The following is an 18,861-nucleotide window of genomic DNA, read 5'->3' as shown; positions in this document are numbered from 1 at the left end:
CGGCTATCATGGGCCATGCGCAGACATTCGCAAGAGAGAACCGGGCGGGCGCTGGCGATTCTGGCGTTCGGGGCGCTGTGTATCAGTTTCGCCGCGGTTTTTGTCACATTGCTCGGGGCTGGCCGGCTGGGGCCGGGCGCCATCGCTTTCTGGCGAACCTTCTTCGGCGCCGGCATCCTCTTTGTCTGGGCGGCTCTCGCCGGCCACCGCCTCGGCCTGCCCTGGGCGCTGAAACGCTGGACTATCCTCGCCGGCGTCCTCTTCGCCGGCGACCTCTTCGTCTGGCACCGCTCCGTTCTCCTGGTCGGCGTCGGCATGTCGACCATTTTCGCCAACACGCAGGTGTTCGGCACCGCCGTCCTGAGCTACTTCATCTTCAGGGAGCGGCTCACGCTCGGATTCTTCGCCGCCGCGGCCGGTGCGATTCTCGGCCTGATCCTGCTGATCGGGGTCGGGAGCGACATCGCCTTCACCGCCCCCTACCTCCGCGGAGTGCTGCTCGGCCTGCTCACGGCCGTGTTCTATGCCCACTACATCGTCACGATCAAGATTGCCGGGCAGCGGGAGGGACCGCCGCCGAGTTTCATCACGCTCATGGCCTGGGTGTCGTCCGCCGCGGCGTTCTTCCTGCTGATCGCCTCGTTGCTGTATGAGCGGCACGAATTCTTCCCGCCCGACTGGACGAGCGTGGGCATCCTCGTCCTGCTCGCCCTCGTCGCGCAGGCGCTCGGCTGGTGGGCGATCTCGCAGGCGCTCCCGCGTCTCGATGCCCACCGGAGCGGCCTCGCCCTGCTGCTGCAGCCGGTGCTGGCCGCCGTCTGGGGGGCGCTCTTTTTCGCTGAACGCCTGACCCCGCTGCAGACGCTCGGAGCAGCCATAACCCTGCTCGGAATCTACCTCGGAACCGTCCGCCGCCCCGCCGGGCAGCAATCCCGCACCACCCCGGCGGGCACGTGAACGACTCGTGAGGCATTGCCAATGGAAAGCAACCCCCGTACCGGCTCCCTGTCGGAAAAGACCGCGGCCTGGCTGAAACACATCGAACAGGTGAATCGCCACCCCATGACCCTGAATCGGGGATCCTCCGCCCTCCTCGTGGTCGACATGCAGAACTTCTTCCTCGACCCGAACTCCGCCGCCTTCACCTGCGGCGGTCCGCCGATCATTCCCAATGTAATTCTGCTGATCGCTGCCTTCCGGGCGCAGAACCGTCCCGTCATCTACACAAAGCACGTTCACCACCCGTCCGGTCACGACGCCGGCATCATGGCCTGGTGGTGGAAAGGAATGTGCCTCGAGGGAACCCCGGAGAGCGAAATTCACCCCGACCTCGCCCCGGCGGCGGGGGAGAAGGTCATTGCGAAACACCGCTACTCGGCTTTCTACGGCACCGACCTCGAGATCGTCCTGCGCGGCCTGCGCATCACCGACCTTGTCATCACCGGCGTGATGACCAACCTCTGCTGCGAATCCACCGCCCGCGACGCCTACTTCCGCGACTACCGCGTGTTCTTTCCGGCCGATGCCGCCGGGTCGGTCAGCGAGGAACTGCATCTGGCCGCCCTCATGGGCCTGGCGTTCGGGTTCGCGCACGTAACGCGGACCGCCGACCTCCTCCGGGATCTCACTGAATCCCGCCCCGCCCGGACTGAGCCTTGATCCAAAGCTGATGCGCCGCACAAAAAAAGCACGGCGGATCACCTGATCCGCCGCGCTGTTATAAACGTCGCTCGTGGGCTCCCGCCCGCTACACGAGCACGCGCTCCAAACCGGCCGCGATAAAGTCGGCGTCCTTCTTCGTGATGATGAGCGGCGGCGAGATCCGGATCGTGTGCCCGTGGCTGTCGTTGGCCATCAGGCGCGCTCCGAGCATCTCCCGGCAGTACTTCATGGCGTCGCCGTTCTTGACCTCGATGCCGATAAACAGCCCGCGGGCCCGCACCTCTTTCACGTGCGGCGAGCGCGCCCCGATCGCCCGGATCTGCTCGGCGAGGTAAGCGCCGACCTGATCGGCGTTCTCCGGCAGCCGCTCCTCGACAATCACGTCGAGCGCCGCATTCCCGGCCACGCACGCGAGCGGGTAGCCGCCGTAGGTCGACCCGTCCCGGCCCGGCTGGAAAACGATGTCCATGAGTTTCGCGTTGGTGACGAAACACGACAGGGGCACCAGCCCGCCCGAGAGCGCCTTGCCCAGGATGATGCCGTCCGGAACCACCCCTTCGTGCTCGAACGCAAACATCTTGCCGGTCCGCCCGAGTCCCACCTGGATCTCGTCGAACAGGAGGATGAGGTTGTGGCGGTCGGAGAGCTCGCGCAGCCCTTTGAGGAACCCGGCCGGCGCCTGGTACATCCCGCCCTCCCCCTGCATCGGCTCGACGAGGATCCCGCAGGTGTTCTTGGTAATGGCTTTCTCCACCTTGTCGAGGCTGCCGAAATCAACCGTCCGGAACCCCGGCGTGAGCGGGCCGAATCCCTGTTTGTAGTAGGCGTTGCTGGAGAAGGACACCGTGGTGATCATGCGGCCGTGGAAATTGTTGTTGAAGACCACGATCTCCTGCTGCCCGTCCGGAATCCCCTTCTCCTTGTAGCCGTAGTACCGGGCCAGCTTGACGGCCGTCTCCACCGATTCGACCCCGCCGTTTTTCGGCAGCACCTTGTTGCCGTTGTCGCCGAAACGCGGGCCCATCTGCGGCACCAGCGTCGCCAGCTTCTTGAGGAACACGCCCAGGGGATCGGTATAGACGACGTTGGAAATGACCGAGCCGTAACCGCTCTGGAGCGCCTCAACGACCGCCTGAACAATACGCGGATGGTGGTGGCCCTGGTTCACGGCCGAGTAGGCCGCCAGGCAATCGAGGTACCGGTCGCCCTTCTCATCGTGCAACCAGATCCCCTCGGCCTTCCGGACCACCAGATGCTGACGACTGTAATGGTGTGCACCGTAACTGCTCTCGAAATCGTAGATCATCTGGTCAGAGTACGTCGAGTACCCAACCGGTCCGCGGTGAGTCGTTCTTACATCAGCCATGGTACACCTCGTAAAAAAGCCATAAAAAATGGCGTTACACGTCGCCCAAATATATGTCGTCCGCCCCAAAAACTCAAGTGATGCCGCTCGAAAAACGCGCATTCTGCGTTGTAGTTCAGTCACTTTCGCGCCTGTTTCCGGCCCGCTCCGCAGCGTGATTTCATTCGGGGAATCGTCGAAAATAGACCAGATCGGGGCTATTTGGTCCCTCCGTCGCGCGTCGGACCACCCGTTCCGGGTCGGTCGGGAAGGACATGTGCCCCAAGCGAATGTGCGCGAAAAAAAATACCCGATCGTACCGGTTTTGCTCGACCTAACAGGAGTAAAATTGACCGGATAAGCTTGATTTTTCGGCCCCAATTGGTATATTCTTCGGCTGATTCTACCACCACTTTGGAGGTCTGATGCCTAAGATTGTCGACAATGTTGAACTCGGCCCGATGATCTGGAAAATGCGCGTGGCTGTCCCGCGCCTCGTCGCGAAAGCCAAAGCCGGCCAATTCGTCATCCTGCGCGTCAACAACGAGGGGGAGCGCGTGCCGATGTCGATCGCCGGCCTCGACCAAGCCAACGGACTCCTCACCATCGTCTACCAGGTCGTGGGGAAGACCTCGGCGTTGATGACGACCGTTGCGCCGGGCCACGAGCTGTCCGATTGCGTCGGGCCGCTCGGCATCCCCACCCACGTCGATACCTGGGGCACCGCCTGCGTCGTCGGGGGCGGCATCGGCATCGCGCCGGTCTACCCGATCGCCCAGGCCTTCAAAAAAGCCGGCAACAAAGTGGTCACGATCATCGGCGCCCGCACCAGGGACCTGCTTTTTTACGAAGAGGAGCACAAGGCCGTGGCCGATGAGTTCTACCCGTGCACGGACGACGGATCCTATGGCCACCATGGTTTTGTCTCCGACGTTCTCAAGCAGCTTCTCGACCGCGGCGCCCCGATCAAGCACATCATGGCGATCGGCCCGGTGCCGATGATGCGCGTCGTGTCAAAGCTGACGGCGCCCTACGGCGTCTCGACCTGGGTGTCGCTGAACCCGCTGATGATCGACGGCACGGGCATGTGCGGCGGGTGCCGCGTGAAAATCGGCGAGGAAACCAAGTTTGCCTGCGTCGATGGTCCGGATTTCGACGGCCACCTGGTCGATTTCGACCTGCTCACCTCCCGCCTGACGGCCTACCGCGAGCAGGAGCGGCGGGCGATGAAACGGCTGCTCGACGACCCGAACTGCCGCCTGACCAAGTCCGTCCAGGCCTTCGCCTACCCGGATGAGAAGTGAGGAAACGACCATGAGCGAAAAAGACACCGCCCTGGGGCAGGATGAATCCCGGGCCGAGGCCGGCTCCTCGAATCCGATCGCCAAGAAAGACCGCATGCGCATCCCGCGCCAGAAGATGCCGGAACAGCAGGCGGAGGTGCGGGTCGGCAATTTCAAAGAGGTTCCCTTCGGGTTCACGATTGACCTGGCGCTCACCGAGGCCCAGCGCTGTCTCGAGTGTCCCAAAGCCCCCTGCATCAAGGGCTGCCCGGTGGAGGTCGACATCCCCGGCTTCATCCGCCTCATCCTGGAAAAGGACTTCGCCGCCGCCGCCCGCAAGATCAAGGAGACGAACTCCCTGCCCGCCGTCTGCGGCCGCGTCTGCCCGCAGGAGGAGCAGTGCGAAATCGCCTGCGTGCTGCACAAGAAGTTCCAGCCGGTCGCGATCGGCGCCCTCGAACGCTTCGTCGCCGACTACGAGCGCGAGAACCATCTCGTCCAGCTTCCCCGGAAGCAGCCGCCGACGGGGCGCAAAGCCGCGGTCGTCGGCGCCGGCCCGGCCGGACTCACGGTCGCCGGCGACCTCATCCTTCTCGGCCACGAGGTCACTATTTTCGAGGCTCTCCACAAGCCCGGCGGCGTGCTCGTCTACGGCATTCCCGAATTCCGCCTCCCCAAGGCGATCGTCCAGTCCGAGTGCGACTACCTCCGCGACCTCGGCGTCGAATTCCGCAATTCCACCGTCATCGGCAAAATGGACACCATCGACGAGCTCTTCGAGATGGGCTACGACGCGGTTTTCATCGGCACTGGCGCCGGCCTGCCGAATTTCATGGGCGTCCCCGGCGAAAACCTCATCGGCATCTACTCCGCCAACGAGTACCTCACCCGGTCGAACCTCATGCGGGCGTTCGAGGAGGACAGCTACGACACGCCGATCATCCGCGGCCGCAACGTCGCCGTCCTCGGCGGCGGCAACACGGCCATGGATGCCGTCCGCACCGCCCTCCGGCTCGGCGCCGAAAATGCCTACATCGTCTACCGCCGCAGCGAGGCCGAAATGCCCGCCCGCAAGGAGGAAATCCACCACGCGCTCGAAGAGGGCGTGCAGTTCCACATGCTCACGACCCCCATCCGGTTCCTGGGCGATGAACGGAACCGGGTGCGGGCGATGGAGTGCCTCCAGATGGAGCTCGGCGAACCGGACGCCTCCGGCCGGCGCCGGCCCGTCCCCATAGAAGGTTCGAATTTCACCATGGAGGTCGATCTCGTGGTCGTGGCGATCGGCAACGGTTCCAACCCGCTGATCCCGCAGACCACTCCCGGCCTCAAGACCAACCGGTGGCAGAATATCGTCGTCGACGAGGAGACCATGCAGACCTCCCGCGAGGGGGTCTACGCCGGCGGCGACATCGTCACCGGCGGGGCCACGGTCATCCTCGCCGCCGGGGCGGGGAAGAAAGCCGCCCGCGCCATGCACAAGTACATGATGGAGAAAGTCAGGACATAAGCCCGCGGCGGATTTCTCCCTCCGGGTGATGGTAGCAATACAGCAGAGGCGGGCCGCGCGGTCCGCCTTCGCTGTTTCACCCTCCGCCGCCCGTCAAGGCCGCCATGCTCACCAGCGAACTCGTCAAACGCCTCGCCGCCGCCGCCGGCTTCGACCTCTGCGGCGTCACCTCCCCCGAGGTCATCCCCGAGGCCCGCGACCGGTTTCTCCGGTGGCTCGCCGAGGGCCGCCACGCCGAGATGCACTGGATCGCCCGCTCCACACACCGTCGCGTTGACCCAAGAGAACTGCTGCCGAGCGTCAAGTCGGTCATCATGCTCGGCGTTAACTACTACAATCCCAACAGCCCCGATCGCCCGCCGGGCCACGGCCGCGTCTCCCGCTACGCCCGGGGCCGCGACTACCACAAGGTCATCCGGCGCCTGACCCTCCACCTGATCCAACGCCTGCAGGAGCAGGTTGCCCCGCAGCGCCACGACTTCATCTGGTACGTCGACTACGGCCCCTTTCTCGAACGCGCCTATGCGGCCAGGGCCGGGCTCGGCTTCATCGGCAAGAACAGCATGCTCATCAACCGGACGTTTGGATCGTGGGTCTTCCTCTCCGAGATCCTCACATCGCTGGCGCTTGATCCGGACGAACCCTGCGGCGGGCGCCACGGCGCCTGCGGGGAGTGCACCGCCTGCATTGATGCCTGCCCGACCGGGGCCATCGTCGGCCCGGCCATGATCGAGGCCGCGAAGTGCATCTCGTACCTGACCATCGAACGACCCCGCGCGATTCCCGAAGCGCTGCAGAGCCGCATGGGGGCGCTCATTTTCGGCTGCGACATTTGCCAGCAGGTCTGCCCGTACAATCGGCGGGCGACGCCGACCCCGCACCGGGAACTCCTGCCGGCCGCCGGCGCGGGGGAGTTCGTCGACACCCGGCGCGTCCTCGCCCTGCGCGACCGCGAGGAGTTCCTCGCGTTCGCGGCCGGCACGCCGCTCGTTCGGCCGCGCCTGGAGGGCCTGCAGCGCAACGCCCGGATCGTCCTGGAGAACGAGAGCCGCCGCACCCGGGAAGGCGGCGGCGCCGCCGGCGGGGGAGAGGTTCCGCAATAAACGGTTGCCCCGTCCGGGGGATGTGCCTATTATTGCCGTATGGTCAAGGACGCGCAAGCGACAGCGATCCGAACGGGCTCCGGCCGGGGTCCGGGGCGGATCTCCGTGCGCCGCTGCTCCCCCGGGCCTTCGGCCCCGGTCGCGCTCTCCGTCCCTCCCGCGTCGCGCCGCGCCCGCACGAGCAGGAAAATCCCAGTTCCAATAGCAGTGAGGTGGCAACAACGGTGAAGCCGGGAGCCTTTTCCATTAGTGCCGGTCGGACGGAGGCGGCCTGTCAGCGCGCCCTGCGCCGGCTGGAACGCAACGCGGTTCTGCCGCGCATCATGGTGCGCGACGCCGGGCTGTTTTCGCGGCAGCCGGCCGTCCGCGACAAGATCGCCAACCGCCTCGGTTGGGTCGATGTGGCCGGCACCATCCGCAAACGCGTCGCCGCCATCGAATCGTTCGGTCACGACGTCATCAAGGCGGGCTTCCGCGACGTCGTGCTCCTCGGCATGGGCGGATCCTCGCTCTGCCCCGATCTCTTCGGCCGCATTTTCGGCCGCCACCGATCGCTCGACTCTTTTGCCGTGCTCGATTCCACCGATCCCCGCGCCGTCACCGCCGCTCTCCGCAAGGTCCAGCTTGACCGCACGCTCTTCATCGTCTCCTCCAAGTCGGGCGCCACGGTCGAGACGCGCTCGCAGATGATCTGCTTCCTCGACCGTCTGCGGCAGGAGGGTTTTTCGCGGCAGGGGCGCCAGTTCGTCGCCATCACCGACTCGGACAGCGCGCTGCACTCCGCCGCCCGGAGCGAGGGATTCCGCCGCATCTACCTGAACCCGCCCGACATCGGGGGGCGCTACTCGGCCCTCTCCTACTTCGGGCTCGTCCCCGGTTTCTTCGCCGGGGTCAACCTGGCGGCGCTGCTGGACGATGCGTATGCGATGGAGAAGATCCTCCGCGCGCGCGACGACGAGACCAACCCGGCCGCAGCGCTGGCCGCGCTCATGGCGGCGGGCGCCGAGTCGGGCAGCGACAAGATGACATTCATCGCCTCGCGGGGTCTCGCCCCGCTTGTCCCGTGGATCGAGCAACTGGTGGCCGAGTCGACCGGGAAGAAGACCAGGGGTGTAGTCCCGATCGACGGCGAGCCGCTCGGCGCAGCGGCGGACTACCGGGACGATCGGATGTTCGTCACCCTCCGCCTGGCCTCCGAAAAACCTCCGCTGCCCGAGAACCTTCGCGCCGCTTTCCGGAAGAAAGGGTTCCCGATCGTCGACCTCAGTTTGCCCTCGTACGATGCCCTGGGCGGCCAGTTTCTCCTCTGGGAGGTCGCCGTGGCCGCGGCCGGCTATCTCATGGGGATCAACCCGTTCGATGAACCCAACGTCACCGAGAGCAAACGCAACACCGAACGCATCCTGGACCAATATCGCGAGTCGGGCCAGTTCGCCGACCTGGCCGCGGGCCGGACCTACGGCCGTCTCACGCTCGTGAGCCACGGGGGCGAGAGTCACCTCCGCCCGTCGGACCTGGCCGATTTGAAACGGCTGCTCACCCGATTCCTGGCCGGCCTCCGGCCGCCCGAATATGTCGCGCTGCTCTGCTACAGCAAGGAAGAGCGCGCTCTGGATCGCCAGTTCGCGGGCATGCGGGCGGCCATCCGGCGCCGCCGGGGGGTCGCGACCCTGTGCGGCTACGGACCGCGCTACCTCCATTCCATCGGCCAGCTCTACAAGGGCGGGCCCGATGTCGGCCGGTTCATCGTCTTCCTCCGGGCCGATTATGACCGGCTCGAGATTCCCGGGCGGTTCTACGATTTCGGGCAGCTCATCACGGCCCAGGCGATCGGCGATGTGCGCGCCCTGGCGAGTCGCGACCTCCCCGTGCTCGTCTTCGCCGTCAAGGGAAACGTCACCACTGCGGTAAAGGAGTTCGCCGATGTCCTCCATGCGGTTTGCCAATGAACAGGATACCCGAGTGAAAGATTTCGATCCCTGGCGCGGCTTCACCTCCAGCGCTCTCTCGCCCGAGTGGCGGAAGAAACTCAGCGAGACGGCCCGCCGTTGCCGCGCGCAGATTCTCAAGATGACCAGCCTCGCCGCCTCCGGCCATCCCGGCGGTTCCATGTCGTCGCTCGAGCTGTACCTCACTCTCTACCACATGGCCCGCGTCGATCCCCGCAACCCGATGCGCGATGACCGCGACCGCATCATCGTGTCGCACGGCCACACCTCGCCGGGCGCTTATACGGCGCTGGCGGCCGCCGGTTTCTTCGATCCCGCCGCGGCCATGCACGGTTTCCGCCAGGCCGGCTCCCCCTTCGAAGGGCATGTCGAGCGGAGCGTCCCCGGCATCGAATGGGACACCGGCAACCTCGGGCAGGGGCTCTCGGTCGGCATCGGCAAAGCGCTCTACGCGCGGCTCTCGGGTCTGAATTTCCACACGTTCGTGATCATGGGCGACGGCGAGCAGCAGAAGGGGCAGGTGGGCGAGGCGCGCCGGGTCGCCGCCAAATTCGCCCTCTCCCGTCTGACCGCGATCATCGACCGCAACCGCCTCCAGATTTCCGGCCGCACCGTCGACATCCTGCCGCAGGATCTCGCCGCCGAGTGGGAGGCCGACGGTTGGCAGGCGGTCGAAATCGACGGCCACTCATTTGACCAGATCTACGGGGAACTGCACCGCGCCGTCACCAATGAAGGCCGCCCGATCGTCATCATCGCCAACACCGTCATGGGCAAAGACGTCGGCTTCATGGAAAACGACGAGGCTTTCCACGGGGCTCCGGTCGCCCCCGACATGCTCACCCCGGCCCTCGCCCTCCTGGGCGACCACGGGAAAGACCTCCCCGCGCTGCGCGAGCTGCGCAAGCAGGGGCCGCCGCCCGCGTTCAAGATCCCCCGGCCCCCCTACCCGCCGGTCGAAACCGGGCAGCCGGCCACCTACGGCGCCGACGTCAAAATGGACAACCGCACGGCTTTCGGCAAAGCTCTCCTGGCCGTCGCCGATCTCAACCTCCCCCGCGAGGACTTCGTCATGGCCGTCTTCGACTGTGACCTCGCCGGCTCGGTCAAGACTGCGGCCTTCGGCCAGAAGTACCCCGACAATTTTTTCCAGTGCGGCATTACCGAACACAACACTGCCGCCATCGCCGGCTCCCTCTCCGCCGAGCGCGCCGTCTCGATCTGGGCCGACTTCGCGGTCTTCGGCGTCGACGAGACTTTCAACCAGGCCCGCCTGAACGATATCAACCACGCCAATCTGAAACTCTTCTGCACCCACACCGGCGTTCAGGTCGGCGAGGACGGCAAGACCCACCAGTGCATCGACTACTTCGCCCTCCTCAACTCGACTTTCGGCTGGAGAGTCATCACCCCGGCCGATCCCAACCAGACCGACCGCATCACCCGGTGGGTTTTGAGCCGGCCGGGCAACTTCGCCGTGTTCATGGGGCGTTCCGCGACGCCGATCATCCCCGACGCCGACGGCCGTCCCTTCTTCGGCGGCGACTACGAGTACCGCTACGGGCGCATGGACGTCCTCCGGCGCGGCGAGCGCCTCGCCCTCGTCGCCGCCGGCAACATGTGCGCAATCGCTCTCGACGCCTGGCAGCGGCTGTCCCGAGAGGGCGTGGGAATCTCGCTCATCAGCGTGGCCGACTGGTCGGACTTTCACGCCGATGATCTCCAGATGCTGGCGGCCCACGAGCACCTTGTCGTGCTCGAGGACCACAACGTCAAGACCGGATTGGGGACCGCTCTTGCCGCCGAGCTCTTCCAGGCCGGCGCCCGCTCCACGCTCACCAAAATGGGCGTGACGGCGTACGCCTCCTCGGGCCCGCCCGCCGACCTCTTCCGGCTTTTGGGGCTCGACCCGGCGTCCGTGGTCGCTCGGGTGAAGGCCATTCTCGGCTGACGGTCCTCGGCAGTATCCGCGCCGTCGGGCCGCAGGCGTCCGCCGGCCCGGGCGGGGCTGTGCCTCCCGCCGCCGGGCGTTTCCGCCGGCAAGTTTTCCCTTGCCCGCCCTCCCCGCGCGCGGTTATGCTACCGCCGTGAACGCCACCGTTCCCCGAACCTGCTGTCCACAATTGCGGAGCCTGTGAGCGCCATGTTTGTCGCGTCCGTCAGCCGGCGTACTGTCCGCCTTGCCGCCGTTACCGAGGCCCAGGGGCGCGTCACCCTGAAAGACCAGGCCCGCTTTGACGCGGCGGACTTCGACAGTTTCGAAACTATTCTCCAGCGCTATTTCAGCCGGCGGCGCACCGAGGGCGCGCTCTTCTTCGTCGCCGTGGCCGGCCTCCCGGTCGGCTCGACCGTCTCCTCGGCCCTGCTGCCATGGGCGATCGACGGCGACAGCATTCGCGCGCACTTCTCATTTGACGTCGTCCGGCTCGTGAACGAACACCTCGCCACCGCGCGCGGTCTGTTCGACCTGCCGCCCGATGCGCTCTTCACGATCAACGACCAACCGGCGGTTCCCGGCAACATCGGTCTCATGGCGGTCGATGAACTTCTCGCCGAGGTGCTCATGGTGCGCCGGGACAACGGCTACCTCAGCTTCCTCACCAACGGCGGCCACACCGGTCTCGCCCCCGCCACCCAGCTCGAGGCCGAGTTGTGGCAGTATCTCTACGCCCAGCGGGATGTGGTCGAGGTCGGCGACGTGGTCAGTTCGGCGGGGCTTGTCCGGCTCGTGGACTTCTATCTCGAGTCGCACGGCCACGAAGTGCCGGAGTGGCTGCAGAACGCCCCGGACCCGCCCTCCCGCATCGTCGAGACGGCCCTCGCGGGAAAACAGCAGGTGGCTGTCGACGCCGTCGACCTGTTCGTCGACTGCTTCGCGGGCGAAGCGGCCAACCTCGCCCTGCGCGGCGCGACTACGGGCGGGCTCTACCTCGCCGGCCGCGTCACCACCGAGCTGCTCCCCTCGCTCGACCAGGGCCGCTTTCTGGACAACTACCTCAAGCGCGGGGCCGCCGAGGAGAAGCTGCGTCCCATTCCCATCCGGGTGATTCTGGACAGCGCCGCGCCGCTGCGGGGAGTCGCCCGCATGGCTCTGGAATTCGAGCACCCGCAATGACGCGCGCCGTTGCGTTCCTCCACGGCGTCTACCGCCGCCGCGATCTTCCGTTCTACCGCGCGCTCTGCCGCGGGCGGCTGACGATTGCGGTCGACGGCGGTTACCGCTTTTTCCGGATGGCTGGGCTGTTTCCCGACATTCTGCTGGGCGATTTTGACTCGCTGAAACGCCTCCCCGCCAACCTCCCGCCCCGCACCCGCGTCCTGCGATTCCCGTCCCGCAAGGACAAGACCGACGCCCACCTGGCGATTGAGTGCTGTCGGGAGCGCGGCCTCGGGGCGATCGACCTGGTGATGCCCGGCCTCGGCGAGATTGACCATGCCCTCGGCGTCGTCTTTCTCCTCGGCCTGCGCGATCGCCCCGCCGCCCGAAGCGGCCGCGCCGATATCCGTGTGGTCAGCCCGCAATGCGAGATCCGCCTCGTGGCCGACAGCCGGATCACCTATCGCCGGCGCGGGGGAGACCTCGTCTCGGTTCTGCCGCTCTCGGCGCGAATCCGGCTCACCACCGAGGGGACCGAGTACGACGTGACTGAGGCTTGGCTGCAATTCGGCGATACCCGGGGGCTGCGCAATCGCATCGTCCGCGCCCGCGCGACGGTCGCTGTCCGGGGGCAAGCGCTGGTGGTGCGCCGTTTTTCCGGCGGCTTGGCGGCCCGCCCATAAGGCGGTGTCTCCCATCGGGAAAACTGCTGTCGCGGCCGCCCAGCCGCCCGGCGCGCGCCGGCCCGGCGCTCCCGACTCTCCCCCGCAAAATTGCCCCCCGTTTATCTTGACAACAGGGTGCAGATGCCTATATTCAGGGCCTGTAAAAATCGGCCGGGCATCCAGAGATCGTTGTGTCCTGCCGACAAGACCGTAGACACTGGGCGATCGTCCAATGGTAGGACATGCGGCTCTGGACCGTAGAATCGGGGTTCGAATCCCTGTCGCCCAGCTTTTTTATGCCCGCCGCGCCCGGCGCTCTCAGCCGAACGTCGCCAACAGCACCCCTGCCGCCACCGCCGACCCGATAACTCCCGCCACATTCGGCGCCATGGCATGCATGATGAGGTAGTTGTTGGGATCCTCGCGGGCGCCCATCACCTGGCAGACGCGCGCCGAATGCGGCACCGCCGAGACGCCCGCGGCGCCGATGATCGGGTTGATTTTGTTCCGCGCGATCAGGTTCATCACTTTCGCGAACAGCACGCCGCCGGCCGTCGCGATCGCAAACGAGGCCGCCCCGAGCACGAACACCTTGATCGAGTCCGGCGTGAGAAACCGGCTCGCATCGGTCGAGGCGCCAACGGTGAGGCCGAGCAGGATCGTCACGATGTCGATAAACGCCGTCCGCGCCGTCGCCGCCAGCCGCTCCGTGACCCCGGACTCCTTGAGCAGATTCCCGAAAAACAGCATGCCCAGCAGAATCAGCGCGCCCGGGGCGATGAAACAGGTGATGATGAAGGCGACAATGGGGAAGAGGATGCGCAGCCGCTTGCTCACCGGCGGCGCCGGTTTCATCCGGATCAGGCGCTCGTTGCGCGTCGTCAGCAGCTTGATGATCGGCGGCTGAATCACCGGCACCAGCGCCATGTAGGAGTAGGCCGAAACCGCGATCGCCCCGAGCAGGTGCGGCGCCAGCTTCGACGTCAGAAAGATCGCCGTCGGTCCGTCCGCCCCGCCGATGATGCCGATCGAGGCGGAACTGTCGGCGTCAAAGCCGAGCCAGAGCGCCCCCAGGAAAGTCACGAAGATGCCCAACTGGGCCGCCGCGCCGAGCAGAATCAGCCGCGGACTGGCGAGCATGGCCGAGAAGTCGGTCATCGCCCCGATCCCCAGAAATATCAGCGGCGGGTACCACCCCTCGCTCACTCCCTTGTAGAGGATCGACAGCACGCTCCCTTCCTCGTAAATGCCGATCTCCTGGCCGGGCGCGAGGGGGATGTTCCCCATCAGAATTCCGAAGCCGATTGGCACGAGCAGGAGCGGCTCGTACCCTTTGGTGAGGGCCAGGAAGAGGAAGCCGCACCCGGCGAGGAGCATTACGAGGTTGCCCCAACTGAAGTTGAAGAACGCGCCCTGCTGGAGGAAATTGAGCAGCATGTCCATAGCGTGTCCCGTGGCGGGGCCGCGCCCGCTACTCGAACTCCACGAGTGTCTGGTTTTCGCGCACCGAGTCGCCGACCGCCACCGGGATCGCCTTCACCTTGCCCGCCGTCGGCGCCGCGATCGCGGTCTTCATTTTCATCGCCTCGATCGACAGGAGGATGTCCCCCTGTTTGACCGCCATTCCGACTTTCGCCTTGATCTCGACCACCGTCCCGGCGATCGGCGAGGCGACCGCTCCCTGGCCGGCGGCGGCCGGCGCCGCCGGGGTCGGGGCGGGGGCAGGCGGCCCGCCCGCCGTCAGCGACTGGCGCGGCCGCGGGCGCGGCGCCGCGGCCGGGAAACCCTCCCCGGCGTCAAGCACCTCGACATCAACTTCATACGCCACCCCGTGCACCGTTATTCTCAGCTTCATCGTCTCACTCCTGGTCTCTCGTTTCTTTCTCTGGGGCGCTACCTTCGCCGCGGCACGACGTGCGATCCCATCAGCACCGCCCGGCCCGAGGCCGACCACGTGCGCGTCCCGCCATCGACCGGCAACAGCCGCCGGATGCGGGTGATGTGGAACCGCCCCTGGGTGACGGTGGCCGCGGCCGCCGCGATCAGCACCAGCGTGGTGGTGTCGATCGTCGGCTCCTTCCCGAAAGCCGCCTCGTCGGCCTGCGCCTCGCGCGCCCGCCACCGCTTGTCGAGCCGGCCGAACAGGGAGACGGCCGTGACGATGATCGCCAGCGCGGCAAACACGACCAGCAGGCCGACCACGACAAAAAGCGCGACATTGAACTCTGCTCCGTCCGCCATCACCGTCTCCCGGGCTAGAGCGGGATCAGCCCGTGTTTCTTGGCCGGCCGCAGCTCCCGCTTGGCTTTCAGCACTTCGAGCGCCTGGGCTAGGTAGGGGCGGGTGTCGGCCGGTTCCAGTATCTCATCGACGAGTCCGTGCGCCGCGGCGGCGTACGGGTTCGCGAACATGTCCTTGTACTCCGTGATCCGCCGCGCCCGCTCCTCCTCGGGGTCGGCGGCCTCGCCGATTTCTTTGCGGTAGAGAACATTGACCGCTCCCTCGGCGCCCATGACGGCGATTTCGGCCGAGGGCCAGGCGCAGAGCAGGTCGGCGCCCATGCTCTTGGCGCACATGGCGAGGTAGGCGCCGCCGTAGGCCTTGCGGATCACCACTGTCATCTTCGGCACGGTCGCGGCGGCGTAGGCGAAGAGCATCTTCGCGCCGTGGCGGATAATCCCGCTGAATTCCTGCTGCACCCCCGGCATGAACCCCGGCACGTCCACGAGCGTGAGAATGGGGATATTGAAGGCGTTGCAGAACCGGATGAACCGCGCCGCCTTGTCCGAGGAATCGATATCGAGCACCCCCGCTTTCTGCACGGGCTGGTTCGCCACCACCCCGATCGAATACCCCGCCAGCCGCCCGAACCCGATCAGAATGTTCGGGGCAAAGTGCTCCATCACTTCGAGGAAGTCCCCCTGGTCGAGGATTCCGGCGATCACCTCCCGCATGTCGTACGGTTCCCGGGGATCCTCCGGCACGATTTCGTTCATCGCCGGATCGGGGCCGATCGCCTCCTCGTGCAGCGCCGCGTCGAACGGCGGGTCCTCGGTGTTGTTGCTCGGCAGGTAGGACAGCAGCCGCCGCGCGAGGGCGAGCGCGTGTTCGTCGTTTTCCGCAATGAAATGCACCACCCCCGAGTAGTAGGCGTGGCTCTCCGCGCCGCCGAGCTGTTCGGCCGTGATCTCCTCGCCCGTCACCTGCTTGATCACGAGCGGGCCGGTGATATAGAGCTGTCCCTGGTGGCGCACCTGGATGATAAAATCGGTCAGCGCGGGGGAGTAGGCCGCGCCGCCCGCGCACGGACCGGCGATTATGCTGATCTGCGGCACCACCCCGGACAAGAGCACGTTGCGGTAGAAAATGTGCCCGTATCCCTGGAGCGAGTCCACCCCCTCCTGAATCCGCGCGCCGCCGGAGTCGTTGATCATGACCAGGGGATCCCCGGTTTTGAGCGCCGCGTCCATGGCTTCGCTGATCTTCCGTCCGGTCATTTCACCCACCGACCCGCCCCCGACCGTGAAATCCTGGCTCGCGACGTACACCGGGCGGCCGTCGATGATCCCGTGCCCGCACACCACCCCTTCGCCCGGAAATTCCTTCCCCGCCATCCCGAACGCCGTCTGCCGGTGCTGGATGAACAGAAGCGACTCGCGGAATGTCCCTGGCTCAAACAACAGGTCGATGCGCTCGCGGGCGGTCAGCTTGCCGCGCTCGTGCTGTTTGTCGACTGCCTGGGGACCGCCCCCCGCGGTCATTTGGCCGCGTTTCCGGCGCAGGGCCTCGATGCGTGGATCAGCCATGTCCAATCCTTGTTACAAATTTCACATACTTCGCCCCGGTAGTGTAAGTGCTTTCCTCTAAAATGCAAGCGAAAGTTTGCCCCCGCTCCGCTTTTGGCGCGGCCGCGCACAGGGCGCCCGCCGGGGGGCGGCGGAGGCCGGTCGACCGCGCTTCTCCTGCCGCCGGCTGTCACCCCTTTCCCGCAAAAAAGGAGACCGCCGGCGGATACCCGACGGCGGCCCGAATGTCCGATGTCGCGTGCGCGCGGCTAGTCTTTCGCGGCGAGTTTCGCCCACGTGTCCCGGAGGCCCACGGTCCTGTTGAAAATCGGCCTCCCGGGCGCGGAGAACTTGTTGTCCACGCAGAAATAGCCGTGGCGCAGAAACTGGAAGCGGTCGCCCGGACGGGCCTCTTTCAGCATCGGTTCGAGTCTGCAGCCGGTCAGGATGCGCAGCGAATGCGGGTTGATGTGGGCGGTGAAATCCTTCCCGGCGGCCGCCTCCTCCGGCGCAATCTCCTCCGGAAACTCGTTCGAGAACAGGTTCTCGTACCACCGCACCTCGCCTTCGAACGCGTGCGCGGCCGACACCCAGTGGAGCGTCCCCTTCACCTTGCGGCCGTCCGGCGCCTCGCCCCCCCGCGAGGCCGGGTCGTACGTGCAGCGGAGCTCCACAATCTTCCCGGCCGCATCCTTGACCGCCTCCTGGCACCGGATGAAGTAGGCGTGCTTCAGGCGCACTTCGGCGCCGGGGGAGAGGCGGAAAAACTTCGCGGGCGGGTGCTCCATGAAGTCATCGCGCTCGATATAGATTTCCCGGGCGAACGGCACCATGCGGGTTCCCTCGGCCGCATTTTCCGGATTGTTGACCGCCTCGATCTCCTCGACCCGGTCCTCCGGGTAGTTCGTGATCACGACCTTGAGCGGATCAAGCACCGCCATCACCCGCCGCGCCCGCTTGTTGAGGTCGTCGCGCAGGCAGTGCTCCAGAAGCGCGAGGTCGGCCACCGAGCCTTTCTTCTTGGCCACGCCCACCCGCTCGGCGAAATCGCGCAGCGACTCCGGCGTGTACCCCCGCCGCCGCAGGCCGGAAATCGTGGGCATCCGCGGATCGTCCCACCCGTCGACATACTTCTCCTGCACCAGCCGCAGCAGCTTCCGCTTGCTCATCACCGTGTAGGTGAGATCGAGGCGGGCGAACTCGATCTGCCGCGGGTGGTAGATCCCCAGCTGGTCGAGAAACCAGTTGTACAGCGGGCGGTGGTCCTCGAACTCGAGCGTGCAGATCGAGTGCGTGATCCCCTCGACCGAGTCCGACTGACCGTGCGCCCAGTCGTACATGGGGTAGATGCACCAGGCGTCGCCGGTGCGGTGGTGCCGGGCGTGCAGCACCCGGTACATGACCGGGTCGCGCAGGTTGACATTCCCCGCTCCCATGTCGATCTTCGCCCGCAGCGTCTTCGCCCCGTTGGGAAACTCCCCGTTCTTCATCCGCTCGAACAGATCCAGATTCTCCTCGATCGGCCGGTTGCGGAAGGGCGACTCCTGGCCCGGCTCGGTCAGCGTCCCCCGCGTCGCGCGGATCTCCTCGGGCGTCAGATCATCGACATAGGCTTTCCCCGCCTTGATCAACTGCACCGCCCACTCGTAGAGCTGCGGGAAATAGTCCGAGGCGAAAAAGAGACGGTCCTCCCAGTCGGCTCCGAGCCACCGGACATCCTCGATGATGGAGTTGACGTACTCCTCCTCCTCTTTAGTCGGATTCGTGTCGTCGAAGCGGAGGTTGAACTTCCCGCCGTAGGTCTGGGCCAGGCCGTAGTTCAGGAGAATCGACTTGGCGTGCCCGATATGGAGGTACCCGTTCGGCTCCGGAGGAAAGCGGGTGTGCACCCGTCCGTCGTAGGTTCCCTTCGCAAGGTCATCATCGATAATGTCGCGAATGAAGTTCGATGTCGCTCGTTCGTCGCTGGCCATAGGCACCCTTCATCAATCTTCTCGTATCACTCTTTATCGGCGGCGCGCAGGGTCGGGCTGAACGCCTCCGCCGCCCAATTCCACACACTAATACACCCTTTCCGCGGAGTCAACGCAATTTCCGCCTGGCCCCGGACGTTGGCCACGTTGCGGTTCGGCGGCCCCATCCCCGAACCTCCCGCCGTTTCTGTCCGGCATACTGCGCCGGCGACGGTCCGATTTCCGACTATATTCAATTAGTGATGGACTTGCTGGATCAGGCTGCGCCAGAAGACATACGGTAGCCGTAAACCTGCTGGGCTCGATCATCCAGGGGCGCCGCCGCTGCCGGTTCAGGATTCACCTTCGATGACGCTGCTATCGCATGCCCGGCCAGGCCATCTGTCTCGCTCTCGGGCAGACTGAATGCTGCTCCTCGTGCTGGTCTGGGATTACATACCCCCGGCAGGACTCGAACCTGCTACCCTCTGCTTAGAAGGCAGATGCTCT

The 18,861-nt window shown here is 66.0% G+C and carries 15 protein-coding genes and 1 tRNA gene; 10 read left to right on the top strand and 6 right to left on the bottom strand.

The genetic code is table 11. The features are described from left to right. Window positions 1–15 precede the first annotated feature (15 nt). A complete protein-coding gene (locus KA261_08265; protein ID MBP7697789.1) occupies window positions 16–957 on the top strand; it encodes a DMT family transporter in 942 nt (313 codons plus the stop codon). A gap of 21 nt (window positions 958–978) precedes the next feature. Then, complete coding sequence (locus KA261_08260; protein ID MBP7697788.1) at window positions 979–1,659, top strand: cysteine hydrolase; 681 nt, start codon at window positions 979–981, stop codon at window positions 1,657–1,659. A gap of 88 nt (window positions 1,660–1,747) precedes the next feature. On the opposite strand, the gene KA261_08255 is transcribed toward KA261_08260, so the two are convergent. Then, window positions 1,748–3,028, bottom strand: a complete 1,281-nt coding sequence (locus KA261_08255; protein MBP7697787.1) for an aspartate aminotransferase family protein — start codon at window positions 3,026–3,028, stop codon at window positions 1,748–1,750. Window positions 3,029–3,432: 404 nt separating this feature from the next. On the opposite strand from KA261_08255, the gene KA261_08250 reads away from it, so the two are divergent. From KA261_08250 to KA261_08215, 8 genes are all read left to right on the top strand, one after another. After that, window positions 3,433–4,311 (top strand): sulfide/dihydroorotate dehydrogenase-like FAD/NAD-binding protein, encoded by an 879-nt coding sequence (locus tag KA261_08250; GenBank protein MBP7697786.1) that lies wholly within the window; start codon window positions 3,433–3,435, stop codon window positions 4,309–4,311. A 10-nt stretch (window positions 4,312–4,321) separates the two neighbouring features. Next, window positions 4,322–5,800: an NADPH-dependent glutamate synthase gene (gene gltA / locus KA261_08245; GenBank protein MBP7697785.1), complete on the top strand. Its 1,479-nt coding sequence runs from the start codon at window positions 4,322–4,324 to the stop codon at window positions 5,798–5,800. Between the two features lie 104 nt (window positions 5,801–5,904). After that, entirely contained in the window at window positions 5,905–6,903 is a 999-nt protein-coding gene (gene queG, locus KA261_08240; protein ID MBP7697784.1) for a tRNA epoxyqueuosine(34) reductase QueG, read from the top strand. A gap of 224 nt (window positions 6,904–7,127) precedes the next feature. After that, window positions 7,128–8,852 (top strand): hypothetical protein, encoded by a 1,725-nt coding sequence (locus tag KA261_08235; protein ID MBP7697783.1) that lies wholly within the window; start codon window positions 7,128–7,130, stop codon window positions 8,850–8,852. Next, on the top strand, window positions 8,836–10,803 hold the full coding sequence (locus KA261_08230) for a transketolase (protein ID MBP7697782.1): 1,968 nt from the start codon (window positions 8,836–8,838) through the stop codon (window positions 10,801–10,803). Before KA261_08235 ends, KA261_08230 begins: the two co-directional genes overlap by 17 nt. Before the next feature lie 192 nt (window positions 10,804–10,995). After that, window positions 10,996–11,967, top strand: a complete 972-nt coding sequence (locus KA261_08225) for a glucokinase (GenBank protein ID MBP7697781.1) — start codon at window positions 10,996–10,998, stop codon at window positions 11,965–11,967. Next, window positions 11,964–12,632, top strand: a complete 669-nt coding sequence (locus KA261_08220; protein MBP7697780.1) for a thiamine diphosphokinase — start codon at window positions 11,964–11,966, stop codon at window positions 12,630–12,632. The genes KA261_08225 and KA261_08220 overlap by 4 nt, the downstream gene beginning before the upstream one ends. A 200-nt stretch (window positions 12,633–12,832) precedes the next feature. After that, a tRNA-Gln gene (locus KA261_08215) sits at window positions 12,833–12,903 on the top strand. Between the two features lie 29 nt (window positions 12,904–12,932). Here KA261_08215 and KA261_08210 read toward each other — a convergent pair. The 5 genes from KA261_08210 to KA261_08190 all read right to left on the bottom strand — a co-directional run bounded on the left by KA261_08210 (window position 12,933) and on the right by KA261_08190 (window position 18,372). Further along, on the bottom strand, window positions 12,933–14,057 hold the full coding sequence (locus KA261_08210; protein MBP7697779.1) for a sodium ion-translocating decarboxylase subunit beta: 1,125 nt from the start codon (window positions 14,055–14,057) through the stop codon (window positions 12,933–12,935). Window positions 14,058–14,085: 28 nt separating this feature from the next. After that, complete coding sequence (locus KA261_08205; GenBank protein ID MBP7697778.1) at window positions 14,086–14,469, bottom strand: biotin/lipoyl-binding protein; 384 nt, start codon at window positions 14,467–14,469, stop codon at window positions 14,086–14,088. 38 nt (window positions 14,470–14,507) lie between these two features. Continuing rightward, window positions 14,508–14,855: an OadG family protein gene (locus tag KA261_08200; protein ID MBP7697777.1), complete on the bottom strand. Its 348-nt coding sequence runs from the start codon at window positions 14,853–14,855 to the stop codon at window positions 14,508–14,510. Window positions 14,856–14,869: 14 nt separating this feature from the next. Then, window positions 14,870–16,420: an acyl-CoA carboxylase subunit beta gene (locus tag KA261_08195; protein MBP7697776.1), complete on the bottom strand. Its 1,551-nt coding sequence runs from the start codon at window positions 16,418–16,420 to the stop codon at window positions 14,870–14,872. A gap of 248 nt (window positions 16,421–16,668) precedes the next feature. Next, on the bottom strand, window positions 16,669–18,372 hold the full coding sequence (locus tag KA261_08190) for a glutamine--tRNA ligase/YqeY domain fusion protein (protein ID MBP7697775.1): 1,704 nt from the start codon (window positions 18,370–18,372) through the stop codon (window positions 16,669–16,671). Window positions 18,373–18,861: the final 489 nt, after the last annotated feature.

Source organism: Candidatus Zixiibacteriota bacterium (assembly GCA_017999435.1).
Taxonomy (GTDB): Bacteria; Zixibacteria; MSB-5A5; order GN15; family FEB-12; genus JAGNLV01.
The sequence above is the reverse complement of the archived record's forward strand: the minus strand, read 5'-3'. Positions and strand labels throughout refer to the sequence as shown.

Bases quoted from the DNA above. Each gene is read 5' to 3' on its own strand.
- KA261_08195 (MBP7697776.1), bottom strand. From the start codon at position 16,420: ATGGCTGATCCACGCATCGAGGCCCTGCGCCGGAAACGCGGCCAAATG.
- KA261_08260 (MBP7697788.1), top strand. From the start codon at position 979: ATGGAAAGCAACCCCCGTACCGGCTCCCTGTCGGAAAAGACCGCGGCC.
- KA261_08255 (MBP7697787.1), bottom strand. From the start codon at position 3,028: ATGGCTGATGTAAGAACGACTCACCGCGGACCGGTTGGGTACTCGACG.
- KA261_08205 (MBP7697778.1), bottom strand. From the start codon at position 14,469: ATGAAGCTGAGAATAACGGTGCACGGGGTGGCGTATGAAGTTGATGTC.
- KA261_08210 (MBP7697779.1), bottom strand. From the start codon at position 14,057: ATGGACATGCTGCTCAATTTCCTCCAGCAGGGCGCGTTCTTCAACTTC.
- KA261_08190 (MBP7697775.1), bottom strand. From the start codon at position 18,372: ATGGCCAGCGACGAACGAGCGACATCGAACTTCATTCGCGACATTATC.
- KA261_08225 (MBP7697781.1), top strand. From the start codon at position 10,996: ATGTTTGTCGCGTCCGTCAGCCGGCGTACTGTCCGCCTTGCCGCCGTT.
- KA261_08230 (MBP7697782.1), top strand. From the start codon at position 8,836: ATGCGGTTTGCCAATGAACAGGATACCCGAGTGAAAGATTTCGATCCC.
- KA261_08220 (MBP7697780.1), top strand. From the start codon at position 11,964: ATGACGCGCGCCGTTGCGTTCCTCCACGGCGTCTACCGCCGCCGCGAT.
- KA261_08265 (MBP7697789.1), top strand. From the start codon at position 16: ATGCGCAGACATTCGCAAGAGAGAACCGGGCGGGCGCTGGCGATTCTG.
- gltA (MBP7697785.1), top strand. From the start codon at position 4,322: ATGAGCGAAAAAGACACCGCCCTGGGGCAGGATGAATCCCGGGCCGAG.
- queG (MBP7697784.1), top strand. From the start codon at position 5,905: ATGCTCACCAGCGAACTCGTCAAACGCCTCGCCGCCGCCGCCGGCTTC.
- KA261_08250 (MBP7697786.1), top strand. From the start codon at position 3,433: ATGCCTAAGATTGTCGACAATGTTGAACTCGGCCCGATGATCTGGAAA.
- KA261_08200 (MBP7697777.1), bottom strand. From the start codon at position 14,855: ATGGCGGACGGAGCAGAGTTCAATGTCGCGCTTTTTGTCGTGGTCGGC.